Raw genomic sequence first — 12,934 nt, forward strand, 5'->3', positions numbered from 1 at the left:
GTTTTTCCTTTGGAATGGTATTGATCACTTCATCCACATGTTCCCATCTTTCCCGGAAGTGGGGGAGTATTACAATATGTGTATATTCATTGATATTTTGCGACAGCAGCTTTTTAAAGAGACTGAAATCGCTGTTGTAAATATAGAAGTCGATGCTTGCCTGTTCTCCCAGTTTGTCGGCAAAGGAGTCGTAAATGATCTTTTTATGCTCGCTTAGTTTGTTGAACAGTAACAGTATCTTATATTGCTGGTCAAGATTGGTTTGCGACACATAGTAGCCTTTACCGGGAACAGACCCCAGGATACCCAGCCCCTTCAGGTATTTGTATGCCTTTTCCGCTGTATCCCTGGAAATTTCAAAGGCATAACTGACTTCGTTAATAGACGGCAGTATGTCATCCTGCTGCACTTTTTTATCAACAATGGCTTTGATAATAGAATTGGCCAGCTGGTAATATTTAGGCGTAGCAGAAAAATCATCAATAAAAAGGTGCTTAAAGATCGGATGTTGTTTCATGATTCGTCAGGTATTGATCCGTGGAATTAGCTGTCAGGCTATAACATGGCTCTTTTCAGGACAATGATACTGATTTAATTCTATAAATGCTACCTCGGGCCGGAAGCATGACAGTGCATGACAGTTTAAAAAAGTACATGCTTTAATTTTATGAAACTTTAGTTTCCACGTTACAAACTACTACATTATTATGCAGGCTTTACTGGGAGTTTTATTTCACTTTATAGGTGGATTCGCATCAGGGAGTTTTTATATCCCTTACAAAAAAGTAAAGGGATGGAGCTGGGAAAGTTACTGGATCGTAGGCGGTATCTTTTCCTGGCTGGTAGTGCCGCTGGTGGCCGCCTGGCTTACCGTTCCCGGTTTTATGGATATCATCCGCAACGCGGAAGGTACGGTGCTGTTCTGGACTTATTTCCTGGGCGTATTATGGGGAATCGGCGGTTTAACCTTCGGGTTATCTATGCGGTACCTGGGCATGTCGCTGGGAATGGCGGTAGCACTGGGCTTCTGTTCTGCCTTCGGGGCGCTGATACCACCGATTTACCGGGGTCTGTTTACCGGTGATCCCAATAATTTTGCCGCCATGTTGCACAGCAGCAGGGGATTGTATGTGTTATCCGGTGTAGTGGTATGCCTGTTGGGCATTGCTATTTGCGGAAAGGCAGGAATGATGAAAGAAAAGGAACTTACCGGTGAGCAGAAAACGGAAAGCATCCAGGAATTTAATCTCCGTAAGGGATTGGCAGTAGCCATCATTTCCGGTATCCTGAGCGCCTGTATGAGTTTTGCCATTACCGCCGGCAATAGTATGGGTAAAGCAGCAGAGGCAAATAATACCAACCCGTTGTTCCGTAACAATGTTATTTTTGTAGTGATTATGCTGGGAGGACTCACCACTAATTTTATCTGGTGTATGCTCCTCAACAGGCGTAACCGCTCATTCAATGATTATACGAACAAAAGTACCCCGCTGGTAAAGAATTATTTATTTGCAGCCATTGCGGGCACTACCTGGTTCCTGCAATTCTTTTTTTATGGAATGGGAGAAAGTAAACTGGGCAATGACGCCAGCTCCTGGATCCTGCACATGGCTTTTATTATCCTGATTTCCGGTATGTGGGGCTTTGTGCTGAAGGAATGGAAAAACGCCAGCAAAAAAACATTCGCTACTATTTCACTGGGCATATTCACTATCATTCTTTCTGTAGTCCTGGTCGGATATGGTAATTCATTAGAAAATTAACCCGCATTATTATCGCAATTAAAAACGTTAAAATTATAGAGTATGTCTTTAGATGGAACTACTACGCAATTCAGGCATGTCAGCTATTTATGGGATGAAGCAACAGCCGCCTCCATGGCTGGTGACGAAGTTGCCTTGCTGATCTATCGTTCCAATTTACTCGGTGCAGACCTCCGGCTTACCAACTACGGCGGCGGGAACACCTCCTGCAAAACCATGGCAAAAGATCCGCTGACAGGAGCACCCGTAGAGGTGATGTGGGTAAAAGGTTCCGGCGGAGACCTGGGCACACTCAAGAAAAGCGGTCTGGCCGCTTTGTATGTAGACCGCCTTCGCAGCCTGAAAAATATATACAGGGGTATAGCGCATGAAGACGAAATGGTGGAGCTGTTTAACCACTGCATTTATGATCTCAGCTCAAAAGCACCTTCCATTGATACCCCCCTGCATGGTTTCCTGCCCTTTAAACATATTGACCATCTCCATCCGGATGCAGCCATTGCCATTGCAGCGGCAAAAGACGGCCGTAAAATCACGCAGGAGCTGTTTAATGGCACCATTGGCTGGGTACCCTGGCAAAAGCCCGGATTTGACCTCGGATTGCAGCTGAAGCAATGCCTGGATGAAAACCCCGGTATCCGTGGTATCATGCTGGGCTCTCATGGTTTGTTCACCTGGGGCGATACGGCTTATGAAAGCTACATCAACACCCTCGAAGTGATTGAGCGCTGCGCGGAGTACCTGGAAAAAAACACCGGCCGCAATAAACCCGTTTTTGGCGGCGCTAAAATAGAATCCCTTCCGGCCGACCGCCGTAAAGCCCAGGCAGCAGCACTGGCGCCGGTGCTGCGCGGATACTGCTCCTCACAGCAAAAGATGATAGGGCATTTCACAGACGACCAGCGGGTACTTGAGTTTATCAACTCCAACGACCTCGACAGGCTCGCCCCGCTGGGAACCAGCTGCCCGGATCACTTCCTCCGTACAAAGATCAGCCCGCTGGTACTCAACCTGCAGCCTGATGCCGACCTGAACGACGTGGCAACGGTGAAAGCATCGCTGGCCCCGCTGTTTACCGCCTACCGGGAAATGTACAAAGAATATTATAATACCTGCAAGCATCCCAACAGCCCGGCCATGCGCGATCCTAATCCTGTAGTGATCCTGTATCCCGGCGTGGGCATGTTCACCTTTGCGAAAGATAAACAAACCGCCCGTGTAGCCGCAGAATTTTATATCAACGCCATCAATGTAATGAAAGGCGCGGAAGCCATTTCTGAATATACTTCCCTGCCACGGCAGGAGGCATTCAACATTGAATACTGGTTGCTGGAAGAAGCCAAGCTGCAACGCATGCCCAAACCTAAAGCCCTTACCGGCAGAATAGCCCTGGTAACAGGCAGCGCCGGCGGTATCGGTAAAGCCATCGCCAAAAAATTTGCTGAAGAAGGGGCGGTAGTGGTGATCAATGATAACGATGCACAGCGACTCTCCTCCGCCACTGAAGAGTTTAATAAATTATTCGGGAAAGATGGATTCACTTCAGATCTCCTTGATGTTACAGACGCCGCTTCTATTCATAACACCTATAACACGGCCGTACTGGCGTTTGGAGGAGTGGACATTGTAGTGAACTGCGCCGGTTTATCTATCTCAAAACCTATAGAAGAGCATACGGAAAAAGACTGGGACCTATTATATGATGTACTCGTAAAAGGACAATTCCTGGTGACGCAATCCGGTGTGGAAATTATGCGCAGGCAGGACACCGGTGGAGATGTGCTGAATATTGTGAGCAAAAATGCACTGGTATCCGGCCCCAACAACGCAGGCTATGGTTCTGCGAAAGCAGCCCAGCTGCACCTGAGCCGGCTCAATGCCGCAGAGCTGGGAAAAGACCGTATACGCGTGAACGTAGTAAATCCTGATGCGGTGATCTCCGACAGTAAAATATGGGCCGGTGCATGGGCGGAAGGCCGCGCCAAAGCATATGGCGTAAAGGTGGAAGAACTGCCTGCGTTTTATGCAAAGCGTACCCTGCTGAATGAGATCATTGTACCGGAAGATATTGCCAATGCCTGCTATGCTTTTGTGGGCGGTTTACTGAACAAGGCAACCGGTAATGTGCTGAACGTTGATGGCGGTGTAGCCATGGCTTTTGTGAGATAAAAATATTATTTTATCTGCTGTTAAAAAGATCATCATGAGAATTGAAAAATACAGGATAGAAGAACATAACCAGGCAGGAATGGCAGCGCAGCAGCGGGCATTTGAATACCTCTCCGGGGAAATAAAAAATGTGCCCGATATATTGCAGCACCTGAAAGCTTTCCAGGTGGGTATTCCCAGCTGGGCGCTTGGCACCGGTGGTACCCGCTTCGGGCGTTTTCCCGGTGGTGGCGAGCCCCGCAGTCTCGAAGAAAAGATCGAAGACATAGGCTTGCTGCATCAGCTGAATCAATCCAGCGGTGCCATTTCATTGCATATTCCCTGGGATATTCCATCCAACCCGGCGCATATCAAAGCAATGGCTGCACAGCACGGCCTGCGCTTCGATGCCATGAACTCCAATACCTTCCAGGATCAGCCCGGGCAGGAACGGAGCTATAAATTCGGCTCCCTTCAGAATGTAAATAAAGATATCCGCAAACAAGCGGTTGAACATAACATAGAAGTGATCCGTCATGGCATAGAACTGGGTTCCGAAGCGCTCACCGTATGGCTGTCCGACGGTTCCTGTTTCCCCGGCCAGCTGAATTTCCGCCACGCTTTCCAGAATACCCTGGAAGGCCTGCAGGAAATTTATGCTGCCCTGCCGGACCATTGGAAAATGTTTGTGGAGTACAAAGCCGCGGAACCTAATTTTTATTCCACTACGGTGGGCGACTGGGGCCAGTCGCTGTTATACGCCAATAAACTGGGCCCCAAAGCCTACACACTGGTGGATCTTGGACATCACCTGCCCAATGCAAACATTGAACAGATTGTAGCCCTGCTGCTGATGGAAGGTAAACTCGGTGGCTTTCATTTCAACGACTCCAAGTACGGCGATGATGATCTGACCGTTGGCAGCATCAAGCCCTACCAGCTGTTCCTCATCTTCAACGAACTGGTGGACGGAATGGATGCACGTGGCATGAACCATACTACGGATCTTGGCTGGATGATAGATGCTTCGCACAATGTGAAAGACCCGCTGGAAGACTTGTTGCAGTCGGTGGAAGCAATTATGATCACTTACGCACAGGCATTGCTGGTAGACCGGAAACAATTACTGGCAGCACAGCAGAACAATGATGTGGTAACGGCCCAGGAAATCCTGCAACAGGCGTTCCGTACAGATGTGCGGCCGCTGGTAGCTGAAGCCCGGATGCAATCCGGTGGTGCATTGAACCCGCTGGCATTGTACCGTTCTGAAAAAGTGAGAGATCACCTGATACGTGAAAGAGGCGCCAAAACAATGGCCACTGGTTTGTAATTTAAAAGTGTTTATGAGCGAGATTCCCGTTATTGCCATTTTTGATGTTGGAAAAACCAACAAGAAGCTGTTTCTCTTTGATGAACAGTACCGGATCATCTTTGAGCGGACAGCCCGTTTTACGGAAACTGCGGATGAAGATGGCGCGCCCTGTGAAAACCTGGAAAGCCTCCGGCTGTCTGTATTTGACTCGCTGAGGGAAGTATTCCGCAGAAAAGATGTGGCTATTAAAGCCATCAACTTTTCCACTTACGGCGCAAGCCTGGTATACATCGATGAAGAAGGGCGCCCATTAACACCATTGTATAATTACCTGAAAGAATATCCTGCGGCATTAAGCCAGCAGTTCTACAGCAAATATGGCGGTGAAACCGCTTTCTCTGTGCAAACTGCCTCACCTGTGTTGGGAAGCCTTAACTCGGGTATGCAGCTGTACCGGTTGAAATATGAACAGCCGGAAGTATTCAGCCGCATGAAGTATGCACTGCATTTACCGCAGTATATGAGCTACCTGCTTTCAGGTATCGCCTGTTCGGATATTACCAGCATTGGCTGTCATACGAACCTGTGGGATTTTAAACAAAATGAATATCATTCGTGGTTAATAAAGGAAGGGGTGCTGGAAAAGCTGGCGCCTCTTTTTTCTTCCGGAGATGTAATGCCGGCTGCTTTCCCGGGAAATAACTATGCCGTAGGCACCGGTTTGCACGATAGCTCTGCTGCGCTGATCCCGTACCTGGTAAATTTTCACGAACCTTTTGTACTGATCTCCACCGGCACCTGGTGTATCAGCTTAAATCCCTTTAACGACACGCCCCTTACGCCGGAAGAACTGGAGGCCGACTGTTTATGTTATATGTCGTTCCAGGGCAAGCCGGTGAAGGCATCCCGGCTGTTTGCCGGTTATGAGCACGAACAGCAGGTAAAACGTATTGCCGCACATTTTGACCAACATACAGGGCGTTACCGGTCGGTAGAATATGATGGTAACATTATCCGCATGTTAAAGGAAAGGAATAAACAGGATACGCCACAGCTGCAGGCCGATAAACAACGGATGCAGGCATCCATATTCGGGCAGCGCGACCTGGATACTTTCACGTCTGATACGGAAGCCTATCACCAGCTGATGCTGGATATTGCCAACCAGCAATACATCGCTACCGGCAGGGTATTAAAAGGCGCCCGTGTAAAACGTATATTCGTTGACGGTGGATTCAGTAAAAACACCATTTACATGAACCTGCTGGCCAGTATGTTCCCGGATATTGAAATTTTTGCTGCTTCTATGGCGCAGGCCACCGCAATGGGCGCCGCACTGGCCATTCATTCGCACTGGAACAACAAGCCAATGCCCAACGACCTGATAGAACTGAAATATTATTCGGTGACACATGATGCTACTTTATGAAGTTTTGATTATCATTACCACCAATAAATAATACTATGCGTGCCCTCTTTATCCTGCTCACGGGCTTCGTTGCCCTTGCTGCCAATGCACAAACCGTTATGCCTTTATACAATGGGCTTCCTCCCGGTGGAATTGCCACTGCCGATGAAGAAGTAACCAACAAGGATAACAGTCGTGCGCATACCAGTGTGCCCACTTTAACGGCATACCTGCCGCCGAAAGAAAAAGCCACCGGTACAGCCGTGCTGATTTGCCCGGGTGGCGGTTACTCATGGGTAGTATTGCAGAAAGAAGGACTCGATATAGGCGCATATTTCCAGCAACAGGGTATCGCGGCTTTTGTGCTCAAATACCGCCTGCCCGACGATAAGATCATGCAGGATAAAAGCAGCGGCCCTTTACAGGATGCGCAGGAAGCGATGAAAATAATCCGGACCCATGCCGCTGAATGGAATATAGACAACCACCGCGTAGGTATTATGGGCTTCTCTGCCGGCGGCCACCTGGCTTCCACAACAGGTACGCATTTCAATAAACCCGTGCTGGCGGCAAACGCCGGGATCAACCTGCGCCCCGATTTTATGATCCTGGTATATCCGGTGATCAGCATGGAAAAAAACCTTACACATGCCGGCTCCCGTTTAAGGCTGCTGGGCAGCCAGCCGGGGGAAGAGGCGATAAAAAATTACTCCAACGACCGGCAGGTGACGCCGCAAACCCCTCCAACGATCCTGTTCCATACCGGCGACGATACCGTGGTGGATGTAGATAACACCCTGCTGTTTTACCAGGCCCTGCGCCATCAGCATGTACCCGCCGAAATGCATATTTACCCGGAAGGCAACCACGGATTTGTACTGAAACTACCGGTGGAGGTGTGGATGCAGATCACCATGAAGTGGCTGGGCCGGATGGGTATGCTCAACCCGGGCAATCCTTTGCTGCAGGGAGGTACAGGACAGTTATACTGATAACCTTTTTTATTTTGGAAGATCTGATAAAAGGTCTGCTGCTGATGAAAGCCGGCAGCCCGGGTTACTGTTGCTATAACTTTTACGGTTAAACGAAAATAGCGTATGCATAATGCTTTTATAAAAAAAACGACCAGGTACAGCGCTGCCGCGCTGTTGCTATCGGCTGCGTTAAACGCCAGCGGACAACAATCCCCGCTGCAACAAGGATTTATAACACCACCGGATAGTGTGAAACCCAGCGTGTACTGGTACTGGATGAGCGATAATATTTCGCAGGAAGGCGTTAGGAAAGATGTGGAAGCAATGGTGAAAGTAGGCATTGGCCGCGCTTTTATCGGTAATATAGGATACCCCAAAGAAGAAGTGCCCTATGGAAAAGTAAAGCTGTTTTCCGACGAATGGTGGAAGGTAACACATACGGCTATACGTACTGCTTCTGAGAACGGCCTGGATATCGGTCTGTTTAATAGTCCGGGTTGGAGCCAGAGTGGCGGCCCCTGGATCAAGCCCTCCCAGTCCATGCGCTACCTTGCGGGCCAGGAGGTTACCATTCATGGGCCACAGCAGTATCAGCAACAGCTGCCTGCGCCACCTGCCGATTTTCAGACAGTGGCAGTGCTGGCGTTCCCGGTACCCGCCGGCGATGATGACGATATTGGCAAACATACGCCCCGTATTACTTCCAACATGGGGTTCCGCAATATTGAAAAACTGGCGGATGGTAATACTACGGAAGAAGTAATTATTGACGCGCCCACAGAAAAGCGCACACCCGCTCATATTAACCTGGAAATTGCCAATGATTTTACGGCAAGAAGCCTTGTTATTTACCCGGCAGCAAAGCCTTTCAAAGCACAGTTTGAGTTACAGGTAAAAGAAGGAGACGACTGGCACACAATAAAGAAATTTGAATCTGACCGCAGCAATCCCCAGAATAATGTGGGCTTTAAACCCTATGCACCGGTGGCGGTTTCCTTCAAAGCCATTACCGGCAAACAATTCCGGCTGGTGATCAGTGAAGGCCATCCTGCACTGACGGAAATAAAACTGCTTTCTGCGCCACGCATCGAACGTTTTGAAGAAAAACAACTGGCCAAGATGTTCCAGACGCCACTGCCATTATGGAACGAATACCAGTGGCCGCAGGAGCCGGAGGTATCCGGTGCAGGTCTTGCCATTGATCCCACCAAAGTTATTCATCTCACTAAAAACGTATCAGCCAACGGCACCCTCACCTGGAAAGTGCCTGCCGGCAACTGGATAATAGTTCGATATGGCATGCTGCCTACCGGCGTTACCAACGGCCCCGCATCGCCGGAGGGAACCGGGCTGGAGATAGACAAGATCAGCGATGAATGGTCACAGCACCACTTTGATGCGTTTGTAGGCCGGATCCGCAAAAGCATGCCTGCAGCGGACCGCACCGCGTTGAAATGGGTGGTGGCAGACAGTTATGAAACCGGCTCCCAGAACTGGACAGACGACATGACGGAAGATTTCAAAAAACAGTATGGCTACGATCCTTTGCCATGGCTGCCGGTACTGTCGGGCAGGGTAGTGGGCAGCCCCGATCAGTCCGACCGTTTCCTGTGGGACCTTCGCCGCCTGGTGGCCGATCGCGTTGCCTATAAATACGTAGCGGGCTTACGCAAGGCCAGTCATAAAGATGGTATGAAGCTGTGGCTGGAAAACTACGGCCACTGGGGTTTCCCGTCGGAGTTCCTTAAATATGGAGGGCAATCCGATGAAGTGGCAGGAGAGTTCTGGAATGAAGGAACGCTGGGTAATATAGAATGCCGCGCTGCTTCCTCAGCCGCGCATATTTACGGTAAAACAAGAGTGGCAGCGGAATCGTTTACCGCCGGGGGCAATGCGTACGGCCGTTACCCCGCGGTGCTGAAGCGTCGCGGCGACTGGTCCTTCACGGAGGGCATTAATCACAGCCTTTTGCACGTGTTCATCGAACAGCCGTATGAAGACCGGGAGCCTGGTGTGAACGCGGGTTTTGGCACAGAATTTAACAGGAAGAACACCTGGTTTTACCAGGGTAAGGCTTTTATAGATTATCTCAGGAGATGTAACTTCCTTTTGCAGCAAGGTAAAGCCGTGAATGATATCGCTTATTTCATCGGGGAAGATGCGCCTAAAATGACAGGTGTAAGAGATCCGGAGCTACCTAAAGGATATTCCTATGACTATATCAATGCAGAAGTGATCCTGGAACGGTTGCAGGTGAAGAATGGAAAACTGGTATTGCCGGATGGCATGAGTTATCGCCTGCTGGTGCTGCCACAACTGGAAACTATGCGGCCGGAGCTGCTGGAGAAAATTGCGCAACTGGTAAAAGAAGGCGCTACCATCCTGGGACCTGCACCTAAGCGCTCTCCAAGCCTGCAGCAGTATCCTGCTGCAGACGCAAAAGTACAGCGGCTGGCGGCTGAGTTATGGGGCAACAGCCAGGTGCATCAAAGGAAATATGGCAAAGGGCAGGTGCTCAGCGGTATAGAGATGCAGCAGGCACTGGACATATTACAATTGCCCGCCGATGTAGCACAATTACCGGAGCAGGTACTGTACACACACCGCACCACCAGCGCAGGCGAAATATATTTCATCACCAATCAATCCGGTCAGCAGGTTACATTGTCGCCTGCTTTCCGCGTAACAGGCAAACAACCCGAATGGTGGGATGCCGTAACCGGTGAAACACGCAACCTGAAACAGTTTACACAGCAGGCAGCGCATACCGTAGTGCCGTTAACGTTAGCCCCTTATCAAAGTGGTTTCGTATTGTTCCGGAAGAAGCATACAACTATTGGCAATACCGGCGTTAATTTCCCGGATGCCATTACGTTAACACAGCTGCAGGGACCATGGACCGTGCACTTTGATGCCGCCAAACGGGGGCCTGCACAACCGGTGGTGTTTGATCAGCTGTACGACTGGAGCAGGCATACCAATGAACAGATCCGTGATTATTCCGGCACTGCTGTTTATGAAATTACTTTTAAGGCAGATGAAATACCGGCAGGATCCACTGTATACCTCGATCTTGGCGCCGTGAGTGTAATGGCGGATGTGAGCCTGAATGGCGTAGCGCTGGGCAATGTATGGACAGCGCCCTATCGTGTAAATGTAAAAGATGCGCTGAAGAAAGGCGATAATAAGTTAACGGTAACCGTAGTGAACACCTGGGTAAACCGGCTTATTGGCGATAGTAAATTGCCTGCGTCTGAAAGAAAAACATGGAGTAACGTAAACCCATATACGCCGAAGAGTGATTACCAATCCGCCGGCCTGATAGGACCGGTTAAGCTTACGGCCGTAAAATATTAAGCAAACCCAAATGAACATGAAAATATATAACCGCATTTTACACACAGTGGCGCTCATGCTATGCAGCGTTTCAGCTGTGGCCCAGTTGCCACCGGTGTTCGACAGCAGTCGTATGGCTACGGTTCAGTCAACAGCTACCGTGCGGCGTTATCTATCTCCCGAAAAAATTATATGGCAAACACCCGGAGCAGGCGAACATATTATTAATGCCCAGCGCTTCCTGTTGCCTGGCAACGGGCAGGCCGACCTGGCTAACCAGAATATGTGCGTGCTGAAAAGCACGGCTGCCGTACATCCTGCTTTGGTGTTCGACTTTGGAAAAGAACTACATGGCGGCCTGCAACTGGTTACCGGTATGTATAAAAGCGGTAAGCCGGTGAAACTGCGGGTGCGCTTTGGCGAATCGGTAAGTGAAGCCATGAGTGATATAGAGCCGGGCAAAAATGCCACCAACGATCACGCGGTACGGGATATGATTGTAGAAGTACCCTGGCTGGGAAAACTGGAAGTAGGCAATACCGGTTTCCGTTTCGTAAGGATCGATCTGCTGGATGATAATACAGAATTGCAACTTAAAGAAGTAAGAGCCATCTTTATATACCGCGACATTCCCTACCTGGGTTCCTTTAAATGCAGCGATACCTTGCTGAACAAGATCTGGCTCACCGGCGCGTACACGGTTCATTTGAATATGCAGGATTATTTATGGGATGGTATTAAACGCGACCGCCTTGTATGGATCGGTGATATGCACCCGGAAACATCTACCATCAGTACCGTTTTCGGGTATAATGAAGTAGTGCCTCAAAGCCTGGACCTTTCCCGCGATATCACCCCGCTGCCACAGTATATGAACGGCATGGTATCCTATTCCATGTGGTGGGTGCTTATACAGCGCGATTGGTACCAGCACACCGGTAACCTCGCTTACCTGAAACAACAGGCTGGTTACCTGAAAGGATTACTGGATCATCTCTCCAAAAAAATTGATGCCAGCAACAGTGAAGATCTCAATGATGGCACCCGTTTCCTCGACTGGCCATCCAGCGAAAATAAAGCTGGTATTCATGCCGGGCTGCAGGCCATGATGATCATGACGCTGGACGCAGGCGCTGCATTAAGTAAGATATTGAATGATGAAGCCACGGTAAGGAAATGTAACGCCGCTATTGCACGGCTGAAGCAGCATGTACCCGATGCCAATGGTTCCAAACAAGCGGCCGCGCTGATGGCGTTATCAGGCCTGGCGCCCGCAAAAAAGATGAACGACGAAATTATTGGTGCAGGTGGCGTAAAGGATTACTCTACCTTTTACGGTTACTATATGTTGCAGGCAAAAGCAAAAGCGGGCGACTACCAGGGGGGGCTAAACGATATCCGCACTTACTGGGGCGCTATGCTGCATCTTGGCGCCACTACCTTCTGGGAGGATTTTAATATGGACTGGCTACCCGGCGCTTCCCGCATTGATGAAATAGTGCCACTGGGAAAAAAGGATATTCACGGCGATTATGGCGCTTACTGTTACAAAGGTTTCCGTCATAGTTTATGCCATGGATGGGCTTCCGGGCCAACGCCATGGTTAACAGAGCATGTACTGGGTATTTCCGTGCTGGAGCCGGGTTGTAAAGTGATCAAAGTAGCGCCGCACCTGGGCGATCTGCAATTTGCCGAAGGTACTTTCCCTACGCCTTATGGGGTGGTAACGGTGAAGCATACACGACTTCCCGATGGGAAAATTAAATCTGATATCAAGGCGCCTGCACAGGTGAAGGTGATCAGGGAATAGATTTTCTTTTGTTACAGAGATAAAAAAAGAACGGCCTGTTGCGCGCGGATTTTGCCTCGCCCACCGACTTCCCTGAGTTATTTTTTGGATTTTAAAAGGATCCGGGGAGATAGATGCAGATGCTCAGCGCCGTTCTTTTTCTTTAGTATTTAAACTACCGGGTGTTTCCATGGATCCCTGTAT

8 protein-coding genes are annotated in these 12,934 nt (G+C 49.4%); 7 read left to right on the forward strand and 1 reads right to left on the reverse strand.

What is annotated here, in order from left to right; translation table 11 throughout:
* A partial coding sequence (locus VN105_RS23165; RefSeq protein ID WP_325644684.1) for a winged helix-turn-helix domain-containing protein occupies positions 1 to 517 on the reverse strand: 517 nt, incomplete at its 3' end.
* A 190-nt stretch (positions 518 to 707) separates the two neighbouring features.
* Here VN105_RS23165 and rhaT point away from each other — a divergent pair.
* From rhaT to VN105_RS23200, 7 genes are all read left to right on the forward strand, one after another.
* Positions 708 to 1,763 (forward strand): L-rhamnose/proton symporter RhaT, encoded by a 1,056-nt coding sequence (gene rhaT / locus VN105_RS23170; protein ID WP_325644686.1) that lies wholly within the window; start codon positions 708 to 710, stop codon positions 1,761 to 1,763.
* Between the two features lie 42 nt (positions 1,764 to 1,805).
* Positions 1,806 to 3,932 carry a bifunctional aldolase/short-chain dehydrogenase gene (locus tag VN105_RS23175; protein WP_325644688.1) on the forward strand — a complete coding sequence of 709 codons (2,127 nt, stop codon included), beginning with the start codon at positions 1,806 to 1,808 and terminating at the stop codon, positions 3,930 to 3,932.
* Between the two features lie 34 nt (positions 3,933 to 3,966).
* A complete protein-coding gene (locus VN105_RS23180) occupies positions 3,967 to 5,241 on the forward strand; it encodes a sugar isomerase (RefSeq protein ID WP_325644690.1) in 1,275 nt (424 codons plus the stop codon).
* A gap of 13 nt (positions 5,242 to 5,254) precedes the next feature.
* Positions 5,255 to 6,652 carry an FGGY-family carbohydrate kinase gene (locus VN105_RS23185; protein ID WP_325644692.1) on the forward strand — a complete coding sequence of 466 codons (1,398 nt, stop codon included), beginning with the start codon at positions 5,255 to 5,257 and terminating at the stop codon, positions 6,650 to 6,652.
* A gap of 35 nt (positions 6,653 to 6,687) precedes the next feature.
* Complete coding sequence (locus VN105_RS23190) at positions 6,688 to 7,623, forward strand: alpha/beta hydrolase (RefSeq protein WP_325644694.1); 936 nt, start codon at positions 6,688 to 6,690, stop codon at positions 7,621 to 7,623.
* A 105-nt stretch (positions 7,624 to 7,728) separates the two neighbouring features.
* Positions 7,729 to 10,962: a glycosyl hydrolase gene (locus VN105_RS23195; RefSeq protein WP_325644696.1), complete on the forward strand. Its 3,234-nt coding sequence runs from the start codon at positions 7,729 to 7,731 to the stop codon at positions 10,960 to 10,962.
* A gap of 16 nt (positions 10,963 to 10,978) precedes the next feature.
* Positions 10,979 to 12,751, forward strand: a complete 1,773-nt coding sequence (locus tag VN105_RS23200; RefSeq protein WP_325644698.1) for an alpha-L-rhamnosidase C-terminal domain-containing protein — start codon at positions 10,979 to 10,981, stop codon at positions 12,749 to 12,751.
* The last annotated feature ends 183 nt before the right edge of the window (positions 12,752 to 12,934 follow it).

Source organism: Chitinophaga sp., from assembly GCF_035564935.1.
Lineage (GTDB): Bacteria > Bacteroidota > Bacteroidia > Chitinophagales > Chitinophagaceae > Chitinophaga.